Annotated in this window: 21 protein-coding genes and 1 pseudogene; 15 read left to right on the top strand and 7 right to left on the bottom strand. The window is 70.9% G+C overall.

Annotated elements, in window-relative coordinates:
• Window positions 1-6 precede the first annotated feature (6 nt).
• The 6 genes from AB0K92_RS00925 to AB0K92_RS00950 all read right to left on the bottom strand — a co-directional run bounded on the left by AB0K92_RS00925 (window position 7) and on the right by AB0K92_RS00950 (window position 7,130).
• Window positions 7-1,353: a M48 family metalloprotease gene (locus AB0K92_RS00925; protein ID WP_365918150.1), complete on the bottom strand. Its 1,347-nt coding sequence runs from the start codon at window positions 1,351-1,353 to the stop codon at window positions 7-9.
• 53 nt (window positions 1,354-1,406) lie between these two features.
• On the bottom strand, window positions 1,407-1,859 hold the full coding sequence (locus tag AB0K92_RS00930; protein WP_365918736.1) for a Pycsar system effector family protein: 453 nt from the start codon (window positions 1,857-1,859) through the stop codon (window positions 1,407-1,409).
• A 59-nt stretch (window positions 1,860-1,918) separates the two neighbouring features.
• Window positions 1,919-3,142 (bottom strand): PE-PGRS family protein, encoded by a 1,224-nt coding sequence (locus tag AB0K92_RS00935; protein WP_365918152.1) that lies wholly within the window; start codon window positions 3,140-3,142, stop codon window positions 1,919-1,921.
• A 3-nt stretch (window positions 3,143-3,145) separates the two neighbouring features.
• Complete coding sequence (locus tag AB0K92_RS00940) at window positions 3,146-5,335, bottom strand: hypothetical protein (RefSeq protein ID WP_365918154.1); 2,190 nt, start codon at window positions 5,333-5,335, stop codon at window positions 3,146-3,148.
• Window positions 5,332-6,219 carry a hypothetical protein gene (locus tag AB0K92_RS00945; RefSeq protein WP_365918156.1) on the bottom strand — a complete coding sequence of 296 codons (888 nt, stop codon included), beginning with the start codon at window positions 6,217-6,219 and terminating at the stop codon, window positions 5,332-5,334. The genes AB0K92_RS00940 and AB0K92_RS00945 overlap by 4 nt, the downstream gene beginning before the upstream one ends.
• A gap of 149 nt (window positions 6,220-6,368) precedes the next feature.
• Entirely contained in the window at window positions 6,369-7,130 is a 762-nt protein-coding gene (locus tag AB0K92_RS00950; protein WP_365918158.1) for a Crp/Fnr family transcriptional regulator, read from the bottom strand.
• Window positions 7,131-7,339: 209 nt separating this feature from the next.
• Here AB0K92_RS00950 and AB0K92_RS00955 point away from each other — a divergent pair, with 209 nt between their 5' ends.
• The 5 genes from AB0K92_RS00955 to tuf all read left to right on the top strand — a co-directional run bounded on the left by AB0K92_RS00955 (window position 7,340) and on the right by tuf (window position 12,630).
• Entirely contained in the window at window positions 7,340-7,882 is a 543-nt protein-coding gene (locus tag AB0K92_RS00955; protein ID WP_365918160.1) for a DUF1707 and DUF4190 domain-containing protein, read from the top strand.
• A gap of 388 nt (window positions 7,883-8,270) precedes the next feature.
• Window positions 8,271-8,642 carry a 30S ribosomal protein S12 gene (gene rpsL, locus AB0K92_RS00960; RefSeq protein ID WP_003948652.1) on the top strand — a complete coding sequence of 124 codons (372 nt, stop codon included), beginning with the start codon at window positions 8,271-8,273 and terminating at the stop codon, window positions 8,640-8,642.
• Between the two features lie 2 nt (window positions 8,643-8,644).
• On the top strand, window positions 8,645-9,115 hold the full coding sequence (rpsG, locus tag AB0K92_RS00965; RefSeq protein ID WP_029386961.1) for a 30S ribosomal protein S7: 471 nt from the start codon (window positions 8,645-8,647) through the stop codon (window positions 9,113-9,115).
• A gap of 39 nt (window positions 9,116-9,154) precedes the next feature.
• The gene (fusA, locus tag AB0K92_RS00970; protein ID WP_365918162.1) at window positions 9,155-11,281 is read left to right on the top strand and encodes an elongation factor G; all 2,127 of its coding nucleotides are present in this window, start codon (window positions 9,155-9,157) and stop codon (window positions 11,279-11,281) included.
• A gap of 155 nt (window positions 11,282-11,436) precedes the next feature.
• A complete protein-coding gene (gene tuf, locus AB0K92_RS00975) occupies window positions 11,437-12,630 on the top strand; it encodes an elongation factor Tu (protein ID WP_166001513.1) in 1,194 nt (397 codons plus the stop codon).
• A 211-nt stretch (window positions 12,631-12,841) separates the two neighbouring features.
• Here tuf and AB0K92_RS00980 read toward each other — a convergent pair whose 3' ends face one another.
• Window positions 12,842-13,399 carry a hypothetical protein gene (locus AB0K92_RS00980; RefSeq protein WP_365918165.1) on the bottom strand — a complete coding sequence of 186 codons (558 nt, stop codon included), beginning with the start codon at window positions 13,397-13,399 and terminating at the stop codon, window positions 12,842-12,844.
• A gap of 212 nt (window positions 13,400-13,611) precedes the next feature.
• Here AB0K92_RS00980 and AB0K92_RS00985 point away from each other — a divergent pair, with 212 nt between their 5' ends.
• The 10 genes and pseudogenes from AB0K92_RS00985 (at window position 13,612) to rpsC (ending at window position 19,875) form a co-directional block, all read left to right on the top strand.
• Window positions 13,612-14,730, top strand: coding sequence for a hypothetical protein (locus tag AB0K92_RS00985; protein WP_365918167.1), 1,119 nt, complete (start codon window positions 13,612-13,614; stop codon window positions 14,728-14,730).
• Between the two features lie 28 nt (window positions 14,731-14,758).
• A pseudogene (locus AB0K92_RS00990) lies at window positions 14,759-14,875 on the top strand (pyrroloquinoline quinone biosynthesis protein PqqE); the annotation flags it as partial.
• Window positions 14,876-15,435: 560 nt separating this feature from the next.
• On the top strand, window positions 15,436-15,744 hold the full coding sequence (rpsJ, locus tag AB0K92_RS00995) for a 30S ribosomal protein S10 (RefSeq protein ID WP_003948644.1): 309 nt from the start codon (window positions 15,436-15,438) through the stop codon (window positions 15,742-15,744).
• A gap of 16 nt (window positions 15,745-15,760) precedes the next feature.
• The gene (rplC, locus tag AB0K92_RS01000; RefSeq protein WP_166001518.1) at window positions 15,761-16,405 is read left to right on the top strand and encodes a 50S ribosomal protein L3; all 645 of its coding nucleotides are present in this window, start codon (window positions 15,761-15,763) and stop codon (window positions 16,403-16,405) included.
• 8 nt (window positions 16,406-16,413) lie between these two features.
• Window positions 16,414-17,070 carry a 50S ribosomal protein L4 gene (gene rplD, locus AB0K92_RS01005; RefSeq protein WP_166001520.1) on the top strand — a complete coding sequence of 219 codons (657 nt, stop codon included), beginning with the start codon at window positions 16,414-16,416 and terminating at the stop codon, window positions 17,068-17,070.
• A complete protein-coding gene (gene rplW / locus AB0K92_RS01010) occupies window positions 17,070-17,489 on the top strand; it encodes a 50S ribosomal protein L23 (protein ID WP_166001522.1) in 420 nt (139 codons plus the stop codon). Before rplD ends, rplW begins: the two co-directional genes overlap by 1 nt.
• A gap of 40 nt (window positions 17,490-17,529) precedes the next feature.
• The gene (rplB, locus tag AB0K92_RS01015) at window positions 17,530-18,366 is read left to right on the top strand and encodes a 50S ribosomal protein L2 (protein ID WP_043503324.1); all 837 of its coding nucleotides are present in this window, start codon (window positions 17,530-17,532) and stop codon (window positions 18,364-18,366) included.
• Between the two features lie 12 nt (window positions 18,367-18,378).
• Window positions 18,379-18,660, top strand: coding sequence for a 30S ribosomal protein S19 (gene rpsS, locus AB0K92_RS01020; RefSeq protein WP_006130777.1), 282 nt, complete (start codon window positions 18,379-18,381; stop codon window positions 18,658-18,660).
• 43 nt (window positions 18,661-18,703) lie between these two features.
• Window positions 18,704-19,051, top strand: a complete 348-nt coding sequence (gene rplV / locus AB0K92_RS01025; RefSeq protein ID WP_166001525.1) for a 50S ribosomal protein L22 — start codon at window positions 18,704-18,706, stop codon at window positions 19,049-19,051.
• On the top strand, window positions 19,051-19,875 hold the full coding sequence (rpsC, locus tag AB0K92_RS01030; protein ID WP_166001527.1) for a 30S ribosomal protein S3: 825 nt from the start codon (window positions 19,051-19,053) through the stop codon (window positions 19,873-19,875). The genes rplV and rpsC overlap by 1 nt, the downstream gene beginning before the upstream one ends.
• Window positions 19,876-19,880 lie beyond the last annotated feature (5 nt).

Genomic DNA, 19,880 nt, shown 5'->3' on the forward strand with positions numbered 1-19,880 from the left:
CCGCAGTCAGAGGCCGGTGCGCAGATAGGGCTCCAGCGCCCGGATCCGGGTGGGGTGGTCGGGGTGCGTGGACAGCAGGCGGGCCAGTCTGCCCGGCTTCTCCAGCCGCTGCCCCGTCGCCCGCGCGTGCGCCTCCAGGGCGTCCTCCTCGGCCTGCAACCGGTACAGCACCTGTGTCATCTGACCGGCGAAGCCCAGGTCGGCGGCCTGCTGGTCGGCGCGCAGCTCGCCCGTGCGGCCCATGTAGGCCAGCAGGTAGGGGGCGAGGACGAGCGGGACGGTGATGTACGGGATCACCAGCATGCCCGCCGCCAGGAAGACCCCCATGAACAGCAGCAGGACTCCGGTGGCCGCCGCCGAGAAGACACTGGCGATGACGAGCGCGAACCGGGCGAGGCGCTTGGTCAGCGCCCAGGCGACGCGGCCCGGCAGGGAGTACCAGTAACCGAGCAGTCCGGCCCAGGCGTGGCCGCCGGTGTGATGGCCGAGTTCATGGGCGAGTACGGCGGCGAGGTTGCTGCTCGGGATCTCGTTGAGGGCGTAGGTGGTGACGCTGACGACGTGACCGGCGACGGCGGACGCGTTCAGCTCGGTGCTGTTCTCCACCATCAGCTCGTAGGAGTGGGACTCGATGCCCGCGCGGGCGGTGACCTCGCGCCAGACGGGCTCCAGCCGGGCCCGCTCGTCGGCCAGCGGGGCGCGCAGCTTGAGGACGTGGCGGGCGAAGGCCAGCTCGGTGGGCCGGTGGAAGACGAACGCGCCGGAGGCCAGCCACAGCAGGACGGCCACCCAGGCACCGGCCGGGCCGGCCAGGGCCTCGGCGACGGTGGCCACCACGGCCAGGCTCACCACCAGGCCCGGTACGTGGATCAGCAGCCGTCCGATCGCGGTGGCGTCCGCGCCGCGCTGGTGCTCGGCCACATGGATGCGGGAGCCGGCGTGACGGTAGTCGAGGTCGTCGGGGGCTCCGGTGGGCTGTGACGGGACGGCGGCGGCGACGCCGGTGGTACCGGCGGCGGGCGGTGGGGTGCCGGGGCCGGCCGGGTGGACGGGCGGGATGGTGCCGGTCGGGTGGACGGGCGGGGTGGTGCCGGCGGCCGGGTACGCGGGGGACGGGGCGGTCGGATACGCCGGGGGCAGGGCCGTCGAGTACGCCGGTGGGGCGGCCGTCGGGTACTGAGGGGGCGAGGGGGCCGTCGGGTACTGAGGAGGCGACGGGACGGAAGGGTACTGAGGGGGCGGCGCGGCCGTCGCGTGATGCGGGGGCGGTGCGGCCGTCGGATACCGCGGTGGCGGCGGGGCGGCCGGGTACGGGGGTTCCGGTACGGCGGCCGGGTCCGGTGGCTGGGTCATGGGAGCTCCTTCGTGCGTGCGGGGTCTCGCGAACCCTCGGGCGGAACGGGGGATCAGCCGGCCAGCAGGCCCGCGGGCAGCAGGACCGTCCCGGCGCAGAAGGCGATCAGGCCGGTGCGGATCCACTGGTGCTTGCGGGCGGCGATACGGCTGGTCTCGGCCAGGGCGACCAGGTGCCCGCCGGCCGGGTCGCGGGCGGTGTCGGCGAGCGCGTCGGCCAGCTGTCCGTCGCGTACGGCGCGCTGGACGTCGCCGAAGTAGCAGAGGGGACGGCCGGGGGCCCAGCCGTCCTTGCCGTAGCGGGGCAGCACGGCCAGCAGCAGCGCGAGCAGGGACAGGGCGAACGACAGGATCCCGGCCCACCACAGCACCGCGCCCCCCGCGGAGAGGTCCTGCGGGCTCCACTTGCGCCCGGCCATCAGGCCGCTGCACACCCCGGCGGTGATGCCGAGCGCCGCCACCAGCACCGCCGCCTTGCTGTCCGCCCGTGCTATCTCCGCGCGCATCTCGGTGAGCAGGCGTTCGGCGAGCTGATGGCGGACGGCCGTGGCATCGTCCGCGGAGGTCACGCCGGCCCCGGCCCCGGCTCAGCGGCCTCGCCGTCCGGCGACCCCGGCGGCGGGGGGACGGCCGGTGCGGCGGGGACGGCAGACGGGGCGGGGACGGCCGGCGAGGCCGGGGCGTACGCCGGGGCAGGGGCGTACGCCGGGGGCGGCGGCGGTGTGACGGGCGCGGGGCCTCCCGTGGCAGCGGGGGCGGCCGGGGGCGCCGCCGGGTCCTCCGCGCCGTACGGCCCTGCGGGAGGCGGGCCGGTGGGCAGTTCGCCCTGGGCCCCGGGGGCGGCCGACCGGCGCTGGATCAGGTCGTCGACCTCCTGGCGGATCTGCTTGAGCGAGGCGGCCTTCTCGTAGTCCTCCAGCTCGTCGCCGCTCATCAGCTCCAGCTGGTCCTTGATGTACGTCAGCTGGTCCCGGTGGATGTTGTCGATCACCAGCCGGGTGTCCTCGGGGTGCGCGGCGAGGTGCAGCGCCCACGCGCCGACGCCGCCGTGCTGGAGGTGGTACTGGTAGAAGTGGATCTTCTCGGCGACCAGCTGCTGGTACTGCCGCTGGCGCAGCATCTCCAGTTCGTGCTGCTGCTGCGCCTGCCGCATCCGGAACTCGTGCTCGGGGTCCAGCAGTTCGGTGCTGTAGCGCAGCTCCCGGCGCCTGCGCCGGTGCTCGATCGCCCCGTCGTCCAGCCGCAGCCGCATCACACAGGTGACGGCGAGCCCGATGCCCGCCGCGAAGGAGCCGGAGGCGACGGCCTGCTGCACGGCGCTCTCGGCGGCCGGGCTGTCCTCGATGGAGAAGCGCCGGCTGACCGGGCGGGCGAACTGCTGGAGTTCCCGGGCGAGCCGGGTGGGCACGTCCCGCTCACCGCTGCGCACATACGCCTCCGGATCGGCGACCCGCCAGGTCAGCTCGGCGGTCGCGCCGAACGAGAACGCGTCGTCGTCGCTGGGCAGATCGAGATCCAGCCGCACCGGGTGGCTGCCCATGTCGACCTCGTACACCGAGGTGTAGCGGCGGGTGGCCGCCTGTGCGCGGGTGGGCCGGTGCGGCGGGATGTAGACGTCGTACGTGCCGGTCGCCGTGGCGAACACCAGTGCGTGGTCGATCGCGGTGACCGGACGCCGGGCGGCGTAGTCGAACCGGGAGACCGGCCGCACGGTGAGCACGGGGTCGATCAGGGTGCTGTGCCGGTCGGCGGATTGCTGCCACTCCGGCTGACGGCGGAAGTCCGCCATGGGTCAACTCCTCGGCTGGTGCTGGGGGTGCATGGATGGGCTCACCACGGCGAGCAGCCGGTCGGCGACCGGCGGGCGCGGGCCGCCGTCCTCCGCGCGCAGCGTGCGCAGCTCGTGGTCGAGGCGGTGCCGGTCGGCGGCCGTGACGACCAGGGCGGGCAGCAGCAGTTCCAGGGCCTGCGCCGTGGCCGCGCTGCGCTGGGCCGTGTACACCCAGGCGCGCAGGGCGTTCAGGGCCTGCCGGGTGTGGCCGCGGTCGCCGAGCGCGGTGCGCCAGAGGGTGGCGAGGTCACGGGCCGAGTCCGGCTCGTACATGCCGGTGTCGGCGTACCACTCGACGAGCGCGCCCTCCTCCGTGTTCTCGCAGGCGCGGACGAACGCGGCCAGGGCGAGCGAGCGGACCGACGGGGCGTCCTCCTGCAGCAGCCGGACCAGCTCGGAGAGCATCTCCCCGCGGCGGGTGCCCACCGACAGCAGCAGCGCCGTGGACTCGATCAGGTTGGCGCTCTCGGCCGGACCGCTGTGGTCCGCACGGGCGCGGGCGGCGAGCGCGCCGAGTGCCGGGCCGGTCAGCTCGGGGCGCAACGGGGCGAGCAGGCCGAGTGCGCGGATCGCCGTCCAGCGGCGCGCCCAGTGCGGGTCCGTGCACCACTGGGTGAGCAGGCGCAGGACCACGGGCGCGTCGAGGAGCTGGGCGAGGACCAGGGCGTTCGCGGCGGTCACCCGGGGTCCGAACGCCTTCGAGACGGCCCAGCCGTCGATGATCAGGGCCACCGCAGAGGGCAGGTCGGCGCGCGCGAGCAGCGCCGTCGCCGCGGCGACGCGGGTACGGACCAGGGGCCGCCGGTCCCGGGCCAGCTCCTTGAGCCAGCCGACCAGCGCCGGCCGGGCCGACGGGTGACCCGTCCACACCTCCGCGAGCAGGGCCCGCGGGGTGTCCTCACGCGGGAAGTAGGCCGTGAACTGCGGGACCGTACCCCACTCGGTCTCCTCGCCGCGCACCTCGCCCTTCGCCCCGGCGCGCTCCAGCCGGGTCTCGGCGGCCAGGGGGGAGAACACGGGGATCTCCGGGGGCCGCTCGGGGTGCTGGAGCCGCTGGAGGTGGACGAAGAGCTTGTCGGCGAGTTCGGCGGCCAGCACGTACGGGGCCCGGTCGAACACCGCGAGGGAGATGAGGAAGGCCTTGTCCCGCAGGTCGGTCCGGGGGTCGCCGAGCCGGTCCCGGCACTGCTTCTCCACCGCCGCCTGCCCGAAGTCCACGAGCCGCGCGTCCGCCGCCGGGCTGCCGTCGTAGCGGGCGAGCGCCGCGGCGAACCCGGCCGCCTCGGCGGGCCGGTGCCCGCCCCGGGCGAGGAAGTCCCGCACGGGCCCGAGCGCGAGCAGCCGCGCCGTGTCGTCGGGGCGTACGGCCGCCAGGTGCGCCCGTACGACGTCCTCGGCGGCCGGTGGTTTCCAGGCGAACGGCGTGACCCCGGACAGGAATGGCGATTTCTCGACGGTGACGACGAGGTAGCCGTCCGCTTTCCGCAGCTGGTCGGCCGCGGCGTACAGATGGGTGTCGCGCAGCGGACGGTTGCGGGTCAGCGGCAGATCCCGCAGCAGATGCCCGCCCGGCCGGGTGAGCTGCGCGCTCAGCGTGCCCGGCGTCGTCTCCTCCGACAGCGCGTGGACGGCGGGCAGGCCCAGGCGGTGCAGCAGCATCCGCGCGGCCGCGTGGCGTCCGCAGCCGTGCGGGCCGGCCAGGACGAGGACGCGTTCCTCCCGCAACCGCGCGAGGGCGGCGGCGAAGACCGGCCCCTCGGCGAAGCGCTCGGCCAGCGCGTCGAGCTGTTCGCGCGGGATCTCCCCGGCGACGTGCGCGGCGGCCGTCGGCGCGTGGTGATGGATCTCCGTCTTGCCGCCCATGAACACGTCACCGGCGACCTGCCCGCCGGAGACACCGTGCTGGGCGCCGCCGACCAGGCTGCCGCCGAAGGAGGCGGCCGAGCCGAGGATGAAACCGGGCGTGTGCGCGAACAGCTCCCGCTGCGCGGCCCGTGCTTCCTGGGTCCGCTCCTCCAAGCCCTCCATGCCCTCCGAGCCCTCGGCGGCCCCGGCCGCCTCGGCGGCTTCGGCGGACACGCCGGGTGAGGGCTGCGCGGCCCGCGGCGGCACGTCGTCGGCGGCGGGCGCCGGCTGCGCGGGCGCCGTCACGCGGGCTCACCGCCCGACCGGCCCAGGTGGACGTCTCCGGTGACCTGGCCGCCGGACACGCCGTGCTGGTCACCGGCGACGAGGCTGCCGCCGAAGGAGGGGGAGCCGCCGAGGAAGGTGAGGACGACGCCGCCGGGCGGCTGCGCGCGGGGCGGGGCCTGCGGCCCCGGTGCCGGGCCGTCCCCCGGGTCACCCGGCACCGGGGCTTCCCCCGCCCCCCTTTCACCGTGGTCCTCGGGCGCGGCCGTCGCCGTCGCCGTTCCGCCCGCCTCACGGGGCGCCGTACCGCCCTCCCCGGTACGGGCCGCTCCCGCCGGGAGCGGCCCGTGCAGCCAGGCCCGCAGCGGGCCGTTCTTGCTGACCACCGTCACCAGGTGGAAGTCCTCGGCGGGGATGCCCGCGTGGTCGTGCCGGACGATGCCCGCGTGCACGCTCTCCGACACGCACAGGGCGAAGTCGTCGTGGCGCTCGCGCAGCGCCGCGCGCAGCACGTCGGCGTCGAGCAGGCGGCAGGCGTGGTTCAGATCGGAGCCGACCCAGCCGCCGTGCTCGTCGACGGCGACGTAGCCCGCGGCCACCACCCCGCGCAGCCGGATCTGGGCCGAGCGCGAGGACATGCGGTTGACCTGGCGCAGCTGGGCGGGAACCTCGCGCAGCAGGGCGCGCAGCAGCGCGGTGACCGGGGCGCCCGCGTCGATCAGCTCCATCACGGAGTCCCCGCGGTCCGCGCGCAGCCGCCGCGTTCCGTCGATGCCCGCGGCCTCCAGCGCGCGGTCGGTGATGTCGTAGAGCATCCGGCGCAGGTACGCCTGCTCCACGTCGTCCCGGTCGCTGAACCTCTCGATGTCCAGCAGCAGGATCGTCCGGCTCACGGGGTCCGTCATGGTCGCCTCTCGCGGTGGGGGACGTGCAGACCAGCAGCGTGGGGGCGATGGGCCGGATGTGGTGAGGGAGCCTGACTCACTCGCAGTGTGACCGTGTGCACAGAAGGGACCGGAGGTCCGGCGGCCCGCGGCGCGGCGCGGCCGGCCGGTCACTCCTCGTACGGACCCGGCGGCGCGGGGATCCCCGGCGTGGGGACGCCCGTGGCCGCGATACGGCGCAGGACGCCGGGGCGGAGGATGAGCAGGGTGCGCCGCCCGGTGGCGACGACGTCCTTCTCGCGCAGCTCCTTCAGCAGCCGCTGCACCATCTCGCGGGACGCGCCGATCGAGCCCGCCAGCTCCTGCTTGCTCAGCGGTACGCACACCTCGATGCCGTCGGGGCCGCGCCGGCCGTGGGTGCGGGCCAGGTCCAGCAGGAGGACGGCGAGACGTTCCCGGACGTTCATCGAGGCGAACTCCAGCCGGCGCCGGTCGGCCGCCCGGGTGCGGTCCGAGGTCAGGCCGAGCAGGGCGAACGAGACGGTGGGGGAGCGGTTGAGGAAGTCCTTGAACCGCTCGTGCTCCAGCGCCACCGCCCGGACCGCCTCCAGCGCGGTCACCGTCGCCGACCGGGGCCGGCCGGTGAGCGCGGCCGACTCGCCGACGATGTCGCCGGGGCCGCGCAGCGCGAGCAGCGCCTCGTAGCCGTTGGCGGCGGAGGCGGTGACCTTCGTCCAGCCCTCGACGAGGAAGAGGACGTGCGAGGAGGGCTCGCGCTGGTGCAGCAGGATCACCCGCGGGGCGAACACCAGCTCGCGGCCGAGGGAGAGCAGGGCGGTGCGGTCCTCGCTCTCCAGCCGGGCCAGGAAGGGCACCCGGTCGTCGAGGCCGCCGTCGCCTCCGTCGTCCAGTGGGTACGCGGCCGTCCTCATCACGCTCAGCCCCCGATCGTCGCAGCGACGGATCAAGCTACTGAACGGGCCGGGTGCCGCCCCGGAAAAGCGCGGAAACCGGCCATGGGGCGGGCCGGGACCCGTAGGGTGAGCGCCGCGAATCTCAGGGTCGCCCCAGGGTCGTCACTGATGCCCTCCCCGCCGTCGCGGCGCATGATGGAGGGACTCCGGTCGTCCGGGAGGTGCCCGTGTCGCAGTCGCCGTATCCGCCGTGGCAGCCCTGGGAGGGGCAGCGCGTTCCGCAGTCGTGGGCCGGTCACCGGGCCCCGTCCATGCTCGCGTCGCACGCCGAGCGGGAGCGGGCCGTGGACGTGCTCAGAGCGGGGTACGCCGAGGGGCGCATGGAGCACGAGGAGTTCGACAAGCGGGTCGCGCGGGCCTACGCGGCGCGTACGGTGGGGGAGCTGGCGGTGCTCGTCGCCGATCTGCCGCAGGGGCCGGTGGAGCGGCCGGCGCCGGCGGTGCCGGCGACGTTCGCGCCGGTGGCGCGGGCGCGGACGAACGGGAAGGCCGTCGGTGCCGCCCTGTGCGGGCTGCTGTGTGTGCCGACCTTCGGGCTCACCGGGATCCCGGCGGTCGTGCTGGGGCACATGGCGCGCTCCGAGATCCGGCACTCCGGGGAAGGCGGTGACGGGCTCGCGCTCACCGGGCTGGTCCTCGGGTGGTTGTACACGGCGGGCTGGGCACTCGTGATGGTGCTGGTGGCCGCCGTGACCGTCACGGTCGGCTGACGTCCGCGTCACGGTCAGCTGACGTCCGCATCACGGTCGGCCGACGTCCGCGCCGCGGGTGGAAGAAATGTGTTCGAAGCGGACACGCACCGTCGATTTGAAGATCACTTACGGACTGGGGTCTTGACATGTCCCGCGTGGCCTTGCGGGCGGCTCCCATTTGTTTTGACCACAGCGAATGCGGTAGGTACGCTCAGACCTTGTGCCTGGGGTGTGCCTTGGCTCTCCTGCGTGCCTTCGACCGCATCGGGAGCTGTGAACGGCCACCGTAATCTGCGCTTCTTTCTGTCAGTCGGCAGGAGTCCGCGGGATTCGACACACCCGACCGCGTGGGTCGGCGACGTTCCAGGTTAGCTGTACCCATCGGCACACAGAAACCGGAGAAGTAGTGCCTACGATCCAGCAGCTGGTCCGCAAGGGCCGGCAGGACAAGGTCGAGAAGAACAAGACGCCCGCACTCGAGGGTTCCCCTCAGCGTCGCGGCGTCTGCACGCGTGTGTTCACGACCACCCCGAAGAAGCCGAACTCGGCCCTCCGCAAGGTCGCGCGTGTGCGTCTGACCAGCGGGATCGAGGTCACGGCCTACATTCCGGGTGAGGGACACAACCTGCAGGAGCACTCCATCGTGCTCGTGCGCGGCGGCCGTGTGAAGGACCTGCCGGGTGTTCGCTACAAGATCATCCGCGGCTCGCTCGACACCCAGGGTGTCAAGAACCGCAAGCAGGCCCGCAGCCGTTACGGCGCCAAGAAGGAGAAGTAAGAATGCCTCGTAAGGGCCCCGCCCCGAAGCGTCCGGTCATCGTCGACCCGGTCTACGGCTCCCCTCTGGTGACCTCCCTGATCAACAAGGTGCTGCTGAACGGCAAGCGCTCCACCGCCGAGCGCATCGTCTACGGCGCCATGGAGGGCCTGCGCGAGAAGACCGGCAACGACCCGGTCATCACGCTGAAGCGCGCTCTCGAGAACATCAAGCCGACCCTCGAGGTCAAGTCCCGCCGTGTCGGTGGCGCCACCTACCAGGTCCCGGTCGAGGTCAAGCCCGGCCGTGCCAACACCCTGGCGCTGCGCTGGCTGGTTGGTTACTCCCGCGCCCGTCGCGAGAAGACCATGACCGAGCGTCTGCTCAACGAGCTCCTCGACGCGTCCAACGGCCTCGGTGCCGCTGTGAAGAAGCGCGAGGACACGCACAAGATGGCCGAGTCCAACAAGGCCTTCGCGCACTACCGCTGGTAGTCGCTACCCACATCGAGACCGAGAGAAGACTGAAGCCTTATGGCTACCACTTCGCTTGACCTGGCCAGGGTGCGCAACATCGGCATCATGGCCCACATCGACGCGGGCAAGACGACCACCACCGAGCGGATCCTGTTCTACACCGGTGTGTCCTACAAGATCGGTGAGGTCCACGACGGCGCTGCCACCATGGACTGGATGGAGCAGGAGCAGGAGCGTGGCATCACGATCACCTCTGCTGCCACCACCTGCCACTGGTCGCTGGACGACGTCGACCACACCATCAACATCATCGACACGCCGGGTCACGTCGACTTCACCGTCGAGGTGGAGCGCTCCCTGCGCGTGCTCGACGGTGCCGTGACGGTGTTCGACGGCGTCGCCGGCGTCGAGCCGCAGTCCGAGACGGTGTGGCGTCAGGCGGACCGCTACGGCGTTCCGCGTATCTGCTTCGTCAACAAGCTCGACCGCACCGGTGCCGAGTTCCACCGCTGTGTCGACATGATCAGCGACCGGCTGGGTGCCCAGCCGATCGTGATGCAGCTGCCGATCGGCGCCGAGGCCGACTTCAAGGGTGTCGTGGACCTGGTCCGCATGAAGGCGCTCGTGTGGTCCGCCGAGGCGACCAAGGGCGAGATGTACGACGTCGTCGACATCCCGGCCACGCACACCGAGGCCGCCGAGGAGTGGCGCGGCAAGCTGCTCGAGGCCGTCGCCGAGAACGACGAAGAGATCATGGAGCTGTACCTGGAGGGCCAGGAGCCCACCGAGGAGCAGCTGTACGCGGCCATCCGCCGCATCACGATCGCTTCCGGCAAGGGCCAGGGCACCACGGTGACCCCGGTCTTCTGCGGCACCGCCTTCAAGAACAAGGGCGTCCAGCCCCTGCTCGACGCGGTCGTGCGCTACCTGCCGTCGCCGGTCGACATCGAGGCCATCGAGGGCCACGACGTCAAGGACCCCGAGACGGTCATCAAGCGCAAGCCGTCCGACGACGAGCCGCTGTCGGCGCTGGCGTTCAAGATCATGAGCGACCCGCACCTCGGCAAGCTCACCTTCGTCCGCGTGTACTCCGGCCGCCTGGAGTCCGGCACCGCCGTGCTGAACTCCGTCAAGGGCCGCAAGGAGCGCATCGGCAAGATCTACCGCATGCACGCCAACAAGCGTGAGGAGATCGAGTCGGTGGGCGCCGGCGACATCGTCGCCGTCATGGGCCTGAAGCAGACCACCACCGGTGAGACCCTGTGCGACGACAAGTCGCCGGTCATCCTGGAGTCCATGGACTTCCCGGCGCCGGTCATCCAGGTCGCCATCGAGCCCAAGTCGAAGGGCGACCAGGAGAAGCTGGGCGTCGCGATCCAGCGCCTGGCCGAGGAGGACCCGTCCTTCCAGGTCCACTCGGACGAGGAGACCGGCCAGACCATCATCGGTGGTATGGGCGAGCTGCACCTCGAGGTGCTGGTCGACCGTATGCGCCGTGAGTTCAAGGTCGAGGCCAACGTCGGCAAGCCGCAGGTCGCGTACCGCGAGACCATCCGCAAGTCGGTCGAGAAGGTCGAGTACACCCACAAGAAGCAGACCGGTGGTACCGGCCAGTTCGGCCGCGTCATCATCTCGGTCGAGCCGATCGAGGGTGGCGACGCCTCCTACGAGTTCGTCAACCAGGTCACTGGTGGTCGTATCCCGAAGGAGTACATCCCGTCGGTCGACGCCGGCTGCCAGGAGGCCATGCAGTTCGGCATCCTCGCCGGTTACGAGATGACCGGCGTGCGCGTCACGCTGCTCGACGGTGCCTACCACGAGGTGGACTCCTCCGAGCTCGCGTTCAAGATCGCCGGTTCGCAGGCCTTCAAGGAGGCCGCGCGCAAGGCCAGCCCCGTTCTCCTTGAGCCGATGATGGCCGTCGAGGTCACCACGCCCGAGGACTACATGGGTGAGGTCATCGGTGACATCAACTCCCGCCGTGGCCAGATCCAGGCCATGGAGGAGCGGGCCGGTGCCCGCGTCGTGAAGGGCCTCGTGCCCCTCTCGGAGATGTTCGGTTACGTCGGCGACCTGCGCAGCAAGACGTCCGGCCGCGCCAGCTACTCCATGCAGTTCGACTCCTACGCCGAGGTTCCGCGGAACGTCGCCGAGGAGATCATCGCGAAGGCCAAGGGCGAGTAACGGACCTCGCGTCCACGCCGTAGGCTTGACTCCGGAGCCTCGTGGGGCAAACAGCCGCATCACGGATGTTTGCCCCCGGGATCCGGGACATCCAGCAAAGATCACCTGGCGCCGATGAAGTAAGGCGTACCAGAACCACTCCCAGGAGGACCCCAGTGGCGAAGGCGAAGTTCGAGCGGACTAAGCCGCACGTCAACATCGGCACCATCGGTCACATCGACCACGGTAAGACGACCCTCACGGCCGCCATTACCAAGGTGCTGCACGACGCGTACCCGGACCTGAACGAGGCCACCCCGTTCGACAACATCGACAAGGCGCCCGAGGAGCGTCAGCGCGGTATCACCATCTCCATCGCGCACGTCGAGTACCAGACCGAGGCGCGTCACTACGCCCACGTCGACTGCCCGGGTCACGCGGACTACATCAAGAACATGATCACGGGTGCGGCGCAGATGGACGGCGCCATCCTCGTGGTCGCCGCCACCGACGGCCCGATGCCGCAGACCAAGGAGCACGTGCTCCTGGCCCGCCAGGTCGGCGTTCCGTACATCGTGGTCGCCCTGAACAAGGCCGACATGGTGGACGACGAGGAGATCCTGGAGCTCGTCGAGCTCGAGGTCCGTGAGCTCCTCTCCGAGTACGAGTTCCCCGGCGACGACGTTCCGGTCGTCAAGGTCTCCGCTCTCAAGGCCCTCGAGGGCGAGAAGGAGTGGGTGGACTCCGTCCTCAACCTGATGAAGGCCGTCGACGAGTCGATCCCGCAGCCGGAGCGCGACGTCGACAAGCCGTTCCTCATGCCGATCGAGGACGTCTTCACCATCACCGGTCGCGGTACGGTCGTCACCGGCCGTATCGAGCGTGGTGTCCTGAAGGTCAACGAGACCGTCGACATCATCGGCATCAAGACCGAGAAGACCACCACCACGGTCACCGGCATCGAGATGTTCCGCAAGCTGCTCGACGAGGGCCAGGCCGGTGAGAACGTCGGTCTGCTCCTCCGTGGCATCAAGCGCGAGGACGTCGAGCGCGGCCAGGTCATCATCAAGCCGGGTTCGGTCACCCCGCACACCGAGTTCGAGGCCCAGGCCTACATCCTGTCGAAGGACGAGGGTGGCCGCCACACGCCGTTCTTCAACAACTACCGCCCGCAGTTCTACTTCCGTACCACGGACGTGACCGGCGTTGTGCACCTCCCCGAGGGCACCGAGATGGTCATGCCGGGCGACAACACCGAGATGCGCGTCGAGCTGATCCAGCCCGTCGCCATGGAGGAGGGCCTGAAGTTCGCCATCCGTGAGGGTGGCCGGACCGTGGGCGCCGGCCAGGTCACCAAGATCCTGAAGTAAGTTCCGCTTGCTTGAGGGTCACGTGATCTGAGTGGCTCGAAGGGGCCCGTACGACTTCGGTCGTACGGGCCCCTTTGCCGTGTCGGCCGGGTTCAGGGACCGGGGCCGCCCCGGGCTGCGGCTCGAGGCGGAGCAGGGCGAGGACGAGCCGGGCGTCCGCGAGCAGGTCACCAGCGACCAGCGGTTGCCTCCGCCCCAGGGTCACCGGACGTCATCGATGGAAGTCGTACTCGTGGCGGAGGCAGCCGCCGTTCGCGCGCAGGACGGGACGGTCCGAGTACCAGTCGGGGGCGAGGGTCAGGCGGATGCCGTCGGTGGTCGTGGTGATGCCCGGCAGGCCGGAGTCCTTGTCGGGGTCGACATGTTCGACGTCCAGGCCGCGCTCGGTCCAGGTCCGGTGGAGGTTCTCCACGGCCCGGAGATACGCGGACCGGTCGGTGAAGTCCAGGGACCACTCGTACGAGGGCTCGTCGCGGGTGACCCCGGTGTCGTCGAAGCCGAAGTCGTCCACGCAGGAGCCGCTGACTTCGTCCAGGACCCCGTCCCCGGCGGCGGGCGCCGGGCTCAGGTCGCGCAGCGCCTCCTCGCCCGCCGCCTCGGTCGCGGCCACCCGCTCCCGGTACTCCGCGGCGGACAGCACGGGGCCGCCCGCGAAGGACTGGCACGCGGACGCGCCGAAGGCGATGAGCAGGACGACGGTGATGCCGAGGAGCGCGGGGAGGACGGCGCGGGGCAGCGCCGGGTGGCGGCGGGACGTCGGTGCGGCCATGGAGTCGATCCAAGCGGCCGGGCGGGGGCCGGGGGAGGGCGGAGATACCCGGGTGGAGTGAGTAGAACGCCTCAGTTGCGCGGAACCGCTTGTGCGGCCGTCAGCGAACGGCTTAGGAATGATCACGTCCTTGCCGTCCGGTGGTTCCCCCTTTTTCTTTCCACTCCTTTGCGTCGTCCCGCCCTTCCCTTCCTGAGCCAGAGAGTGAAGCCGTGAGTACTCGTCCGTCCTCCGAACAGCCCGGCGAACAGCCCTCGATATCGGACGAGGAGCTGGAGGCCTTCCTCCGCGCGGCCGCGGAGGGCGGAGGAGCCGGCGAGGCGCCCAAGGAGCCGTCCGCACGGGCGCGCATGGTGGCCCGCCGGTTGCGGGAGCAGGGCGACGCGGACCCGCCGGGCTGGCGTACGGGCCCCACGGGGGAGGAGGCACGGGGCCGCGCCCGCCGCAGGCGCGGGTGGGGAGCGGCGCTCGGCGTGCTGCTGACCGTGGGCCTCGCGGTGGTCGCGATCCGGCCGTCGCTGGTCCTGGACCACCTGCCGGGCGGGGACGACACCCCGCAGTCGGCCTCCGCCTCCGCGTCCCCCGCCGACTCCGCCGACGGCCCCACCCTCGACGCCCCGTTCCGCGGCTCGCCCGCCCGCTCCTGGGCCGAGGGCGCGGACGCGATCGACCTCCCGGCGGCCGAGGCGGTCGGCGACATGAGCGAGAAGGACGTGGAGCTGGCGTTGCGCCGCACCAAGGAGTTCCTGGTCGCGGCCAACCTCGACCCGGAGGTACGGCGCGGCGGGCACCCGGAGAAGGCCCTGTCCCTGCTCGACCCCCGGCAGCCGGACATGCTCCCCGACGCGCGCCGCTCCCTGCGCTCCCCGGACCGCGAGCACGACCCGGTCGCCCTGTTCACGCGCTTCGACCCGGACGAGGTGCGCCCGGTCGGGGACGTGGTCAAGGTGCGCGGCACGATGACCTACGAGGCAGGCAAGCCCGGCCAGGTCCGCGTACGCGCCGACTACACCTTCGTCTATCCCGTGACGAAGGCCGAGCGCGGCGCCGACCGCGTCTCCCGCGCCATCGTCCGCCGCGAGCTGGTCCTGCTCCTCTCCGACCCCGCCCGCTGGACGGCCACCCCCGGAAAGCTCCAAGTCGAGCGCTATGACGCCGCGTTCTTCAACGTCTCCTGCGAGAACGAGGGCGGCTTCCTGCACCCGTCCTTCCCGTCCACCGCCCCCACCGCCTCCCCGCCCACCGGCCCGGACACGGACCCGTACGACCGTGAGACACCGCTGGGCGAGGTGCTCGACGGCGAGGACTGCGGGACGGTGACGCGCACCTGAACCCGGGCGGCGCACCCCGAGTGCCCACCGCGAGCGCGACTTCGCCGGCTGCCGCTGCCAGGCCTACGCCCTCACCGGCGACGCCACCCGCCCGGATCCCGCCTGTCGGCTCGCCCCGGATCACGCCCTGATCCGCGCCCTGACCGACACCCCGGCGACCGCACCCGCTCCGCCACGCGCCGGGCCTACGGTCACCCGAAGGGGGCGCCGGGACCGGACGGCCTCGCCCTACCCGGCGCCGGGGTCGTGCACCGCACCGGCCAGGCATGTCCATGGCGGTCAACCGTGGCAGGTGTTTGACCTGCGTCACGTTCGGGGTATTCTCTCCGGCTCGATTGGCGTCGGCCCTACCCCGTGTGGCAGACTGTCCGAGTTGCTCGGTCGAGTGTTGATGCTGCGCGCCTCCCGCCGGGAGGACCGGAAGCGAGTCCCACAGTACTCGTCGTCCTAACTGCCACACGGCAGCACTGGGGCGGACGTACGGGAATCTTCCGGGAAGCGTCGGTGCGGCACCGGCCAGGCGCCCGGTGGGCTTCTCGCCTCCGGCCTGCGGTTCCGTGAGGGCCGTGTGCATTCCCCGCAGGGATGTTCGAACAAGGGGCATCTGTGTCAGCGGGAGCGCGACACGCCCGACCGCGTGGGTCGGAGAAACGGAAGAAGAATCCGGGTTCCAGAGCTGTAGAGAGACAGGACTACGAAGTAGCCATGGCGGGACAGAAGATCCGCATCCGGCTCAAGGCCTACGACCACGAGGTCATCGACTCCTCGGCGAAGAAGATCGTCGAGACGGTGACCCGTACCGGTGCGTCGGTCGCGGGCCCGGTGCCGCTGCCCACTGAGAAGAACGTGTACTGCGTCATCAAGTCGCCGCACAAGTACAAGGACTCGCGCGAGCACTTCGAGATGCGCACGCACAAGCGCCTGATCGACATCCTCGACCCGACCCCCAAGACCGTTGACTCTCTGATGCGACTCGACCTCCCGGCCGGTGTCGACATCGAGATCAAGCTCTGAGGCTGGTGGGCTGAGAATGGCTAAGCAGATCAAGGGCATCCTGGGCGAGAAGCTCGGTATGACGCAGGTGTGGGACGAGAACAACCGTGTTGTTCCCGTCACCGTCGTCAAGGCCGGGCCCAACGTCGTCACCCAGGTCCGTACGAACGACGTCGACGGCTACGAGTCCGTCCAGATCGCCTTCGGCGAGATCGACCCGCGCAAGGTGAACAAGCCCCTCAAGGGCCACTTCGCCAAGGCCGACGTCACCCCGCGTCGTCACCTCGTCGAGATCCGCACGTCGGACGCCTCCGAGTACACGCTGGGCCAGGAGATCACCGCCGAGGTGTTCGAGGCCGGCACGAAGGTCGACGTCACCGGCAAGAGCAAGGGCAAGGGCTTCGCCGGTGTCATGAAGCGTCACAACTTCGGTGGCCTCGGCGCCGGTCACGGCACCCAGCGCAAGCACCGCTCCCCCGGTTCCATCGGTGGCTGTGCCACCCCGGGCCGTGTGTTCAAGGGCCTCCGCATGGCGGGTCGCATGGGCAACGAGCGGGTCACCACCCAGAACCTGACCGTCCACGCCGTTGACGCGGAGAAGGGTCTGCTGCTCATCAAGGGCGCGGTTCCCGGTCCGAACGGCGGCCTCGTCCTGGTCCGCACCGCGGCCAAGGGGGCCTGAGGTAACCGATGAGCACTGTTGACATCCTTTCGCCGGCGGGCGACAAGGCCGGTTCCGTCGAGCTCCCCGCGGAGATCTTCGGCGTTGAGAAGGTCAGCATCCCGCTGATCCACCAGGTCGTCGTCGCGCAGCTGGCCGCCGCCCGTCAGGGCACGCACAAGACCAAGACCCGTGGCGAGGTCCGCGGCGGTGGCAAGAAGCCGTACCGCCAGAAGGGCACCGGCCGCGCCCGTCAGGGCTCGACCCGCGCGCCGCAGTTCGCCGGTGGTGGCGTCGTGCACGGTCCCGTGCCGCGCGACTACTCGCAGCGCACCCCGAAGAAGATGAAGGCTGCCGCTCTGCGTCACGCCCTCACCGACCGGGCGCGTCACAACCGCATCCACGTCGTCACCGGCGTGGTCGAGGGCGAGACCCCCTCCACGAAGGCCGCCAAGAGCCTGTTCGGCAAGATCAGCGAGCGCAAGAACCTGCTCCTGGTCGTCGACCGCTCCGACGAGGCCGCGTGGCTGTCCGCCCGCAACCTGCCCCAGGTCCACATCCTGGAGCCGGGCCAGCTGAACACGTACGACGTTCTCGTCTCGGACGACGTGGTCTTCACCAAGGCCGCCTTCGAGTCCTTCGTGTCCGGCCCGAAGGCCAATGACACCGAAGGGAGCGAGGCCTGATGGCTATCCGTCACCCCGCCATTGCCTCCAAGGCCGCCAAGGCCGCCAAGGCCGCGCGCGTCGCCAAGGCGCGTCGCCACGCCGCCGAGGGCAAGAACACCGTCGTCACCCCGGCGAGCAAGGCGTACACGGATCCCCGTGACGTCCTGATCAAGCCGGTCGTGTCCGAGAAGAGCTACGCGCTCCTCGACGAGAACAAGTACACGTTCATCGTCGACCCGCGGGCCAACAAGACCCAGATCAAGGAGGCCGTGCAGTCGGTCTTCTCGGTCAAGGTCACCGGGGTCAACACGATCAACCGCCAGGGCAAGCGCAAGCGGACCCGCACCGGCTTCGGCCAGCGTGCCGCCACCAAGCGCGCGATCGTGACCCTCGCCGAGGGCGACCGTATCGACATCTTCGGCGGTCCGACCTCCTGACGGAGGTCCGGATCGTCCGATATCGGACGAGGACTGAGAAATGGGTATCCGCAAGTACAAGCCGACGACTCCTGGCCGTCGTGGCGCCAGCGTCGCCGACTTCGTCGAGGTCACGCGGTCCACGCCGGAGAAGTCGCTGGTCCGCCCTCTGCACAGCAAGGGCGGCCGTAACAACGCCGGTCGTGTGACCGTCCGCCACCAGGGTGGTGGCCACAAGCGCGCCTACCGTGTGATCGACTTCCGTCGTCACGACAAGGACGGCGTGCCGGCGAAGGTCGCGCACATCGAGTACGACCCCAACCGCACGGCGCGTATCGCGCTGCTGCACTACGCCGACGGCGAGAAGCGCTACATCCTCGCGCCGCGCGGCCTGCAGCAGGGCGACCGCATCGAGAACGGTCCCGGGGCCGACATCAAGCCGGGCAACAACCTGGCCCTCCGCAACATCCCGGTCGGTACCACGATCCACGCGATCGAGCTCCGTCCCGGTGGCGGTGCCAAGTTCGCCCGTTCCGCCGGTGCCTCCGTGCAGCTGCTCGCGAAGGAGGGCGCCTACGCCCACCTGCGCATGCCGTCCGGCGAAATCCGTCTGGTCGACGTCCGCTGCCGCGCCACCGTTGGCGAGGTCGGCAACGCCGAGCAGTCGAACATCAACTGGGGTAAGGCCGGCCGCAAGCGCTGGCTGGGCGTTCGCCCGACCGTCCGTGGTGTGGTCATGAACCCGGTCGACCACCCGCACGGTGGTGGTGAGGGCCGGACCTCCGGTGGCCGCCACCCGGTCTCCCCGTGGGGCAAGAAGGAAGGCCGTACTCGTTCGCCCAAGAAGGCGTCGAACAAGTACATCGTCCGCCGCCGCAAGACGAACAAGAAGCGCTAAGGACGGGTTGAGATGCCTCGTAGCTTGAAGAAGGGGCCCTTCGTCGACGACCACCTGATGAAGAAGGTGGACGCCCAGAACGAAGCCGGCACCAAGAACGTCATCAAGACCTGGTCCCGTCGCTCGATGATCGTCCCGGCCATGCTCGGCCACACGATCGCGGTGCACAACGGCAAGACCCACATCCCGGTGTTCGTCACCGAGTCGATGGTCGGCCACAAGCTCGGCGAGTTCTCGCCGACCCGCACCTTCCGGGGCCACGTCAAGGAAGACCGGAAGTCGAAGCGCCGCTAGTAGCGGATCGCATTCAGACACGTAAGAAACTGAAGGGACAACCATGGAAGCCAGGGCCCAGGCGCGGTACATCCGCGTCACGCCCATGAAGGCCCGCCGCGTGGTGGACCTTATCCGTGGCATGGACGCCACGGAGGCTCAGGCGGTCCTGCGATTCGCTCCGCAGGCTGCCTCCGTGCCGGTCGGCAAGGTGCTCGACAGCGCCATCGCCAACGCCGCGCACAACTACGACCACACCGACGTCGACAGCCTCTACATCTCCGAGGCCTACGTCGACGAGGGCCCGACCCTGAAGCGGTTCCGTCCGCGTGCCCAGGGCCGTGCCTACCGGATCCGCAAGCGGACCAGCCACATCACCGTGGTCGTCGCCAGCAAGGAAGGAACCCGGTAATGGGCCAGAAGGTAAACCCGCACGGGTTCCGGCTCGGTGTCACCACGGACTTCAAGTCCCGGTGGTACGCCGACAAGCTGTACAAGGACTACGTCAAGGAAGACGTCGCCATCCGTCGGATGATGACGTCCGGCATGGAGCGCGCCGGCATCTCGAAGGTGGAGATCGAGCGCACCCGTGACCGCGTCCGCGTCGACATCCACACCGCGCGTCCCGGCATCGTCATCGGCCGCCGCGGCGCCGAGGCCGACCGCATCCGCGGTGACCTGGAGAAGCTGACCGGCAAGCAGGTCCAGCTGAACATCCTCGAGGTCAAGAACCCGGAGACGGACGCTCAGCTGGTGGCCCAGGCCGTCGCCGAGCAGCTGTCCTCCCGCGTCTCCTTCCGCCGGGCCATGCGCAAGAGCATGCAGTCCGCCATGAAGGCCGGCGCCAAGGGCATCAAGATCCAGTGCGGTGGCCGCCTCGGCGGCGCCGAGATGTCCCGCTCGGAGTTCTACCGCGAGGGCCGCGTGCCCCTGCACACGCTCCGCGCGAACGTGGACTACGGCTTCTTCGAGGCCAAGACGACCTTCGGCCGCATCGGTGTGAAGGTCTGGATCTACAAGGGCGACGTCAAGAACATCGCCGAGGTCCGCGCCGAGAACGCCGCTGCCCGCGCCGGCAACCGCCCGGCCCGTGGTGGCAACGACCGCCCGGCCCGTGGTGGCCGCGGTGGCGAGCGTGGCGGGCGTGGTCGCAAGCCGCAGCAGGCTGCCGCTGCCGAGGCCCCCAAGGCCGAGGCGCCCGCCGCTCCGGCTGAGAGCACCGGAACGGAGGCCTGACCGAC

The sequence above is a fragment of the Streptomyces sp. NPDC052687 genome (assembly GCF_040678395.1).
In the GTDB taxonomy this organism is placed as follows: domain Bacteria; phylum Actinomycetota; class Actinomycetes; order Streptomycetales; family Streptomycetaceae; genus Streptomyces.

What these genes read in the sequence shown, in the direction of transcription:
- rplB (WP_043503324.1), top strand. Translation starts at nt 17,530, where the DNA reads ATGGGTATCCGCAAGTACAAGCCGACGACTCCTGGCCGTCGTGGCGCC.
- AB0K92_RS00945 (WP_365918156.1), bottom strand. Translation starts at nt 6,219, where the DNA reads ATGACGGACCCCGTGAGCCGGACGATCCTGCTGCTGGACATCGAGAGG.
- rpsG (WP_029386961.1), top strand. Translation starts at nt 8,645, where the DNA reads ATGCCTCGTAAGGGCCCCGCCCCGAAGCGTCCGGTCATCGTCGACCCG.
- AB0K92_RS00950 (WP_365918158.1), bottom strand. Translation starts at nt 7,130, where the DNA reads ATGAGGACGGCCGCGTACCCACTGGACGACGGAGGCGACGGCGGCCTC.
- AB0K92_RS00935 (WP_365918152.1), bottom strand. Translation starts at nt 3,142, where the DNA reads ATGGCGGACTTCCGCCGTCAGCCGGAGTGGCAGCAATCCGCCGACCGG.
- rpsS (WP_006130777.1), top strand. Translation starts at nt 18,379, where the DNA reads ATGCCTCGTAGCTTGAAGAAGGGGCCCTTCGTCGACGACCACCTGATG.
- rplD (WP_166001520.1), top strand. Translation starts at nt 16,414, where the DNA reads ATGAGCACTGTTGACATCCTTTCGCCGGCGGGCGACAAGGCCGGTTCC.
- rplC (WP_166001518.1), top strand. Translation starts at nt 15,761, where the DNA reads ATGGCTAAGCAGATCAAGGGCATCCTGGGCGAGAAGCTCGGTATGACG.
- rpsC (WP_166001527.1), top strand. Translation starts at nt 19,051, where the DNA reads ATGGGCCAGAAGGTAAACCCGCACGGGTTCCGGCTCGGTGTCACCACG.
- fusA (WP_365918162.1), top strand. Translation starts at nt 9,155, where the DNA reads ATGGCTACCACTTCGCTTGACCTGGCCAGGGTGCGCAACATCGGCATC.
- AB0K92_RS00930 (WP_365918736.1), bottom strand. Translation starts at nt 1,859, where the DNA reads ATGCGCGCGGAGATAGCACGGGCGGACAGCAAGGCGGCGGTGCTGGTG.
- rplV (WP_166001525.1), top strand. Translation starts at nt 18,704, where the DNA reads ATGGAAGCCAGGGCCCAGGCGCGGTACATCCGCGTCACGCCCATGAAG.
- rplW (WP_166001522.1), top strand. Translation starts at nt 17,070, where the DNA reads ATGGCTATCCGTCACCCCGCCATTGCCTCCAAGGCCGCCAAGGCCGCC.
- AB0K92_RS00980 (WP_365918165.1), bottom strand. Translation starts at nt 13,399, where the DNA reads ATGGCCGCACCGACGTCCCGCCGCCACCCGGCGCTGCCCCGCGCCGTC.
- rpsJ (WP_003948644.1), top strand. Translation starts at nt 15,436, where the DNA reads ATGGCGGGACAGAAGATCCGCATCCGGCTCAAGGCCTACGACCACGAG.
- AB0K92_RS00925 (WP_365918150.1), bottom strand. Translation starts at nt 1,353, where the DNA reads ATGACCCAGCCACCGGACCCGGCCGCCGTACCGGAACCCCCGTACCCG.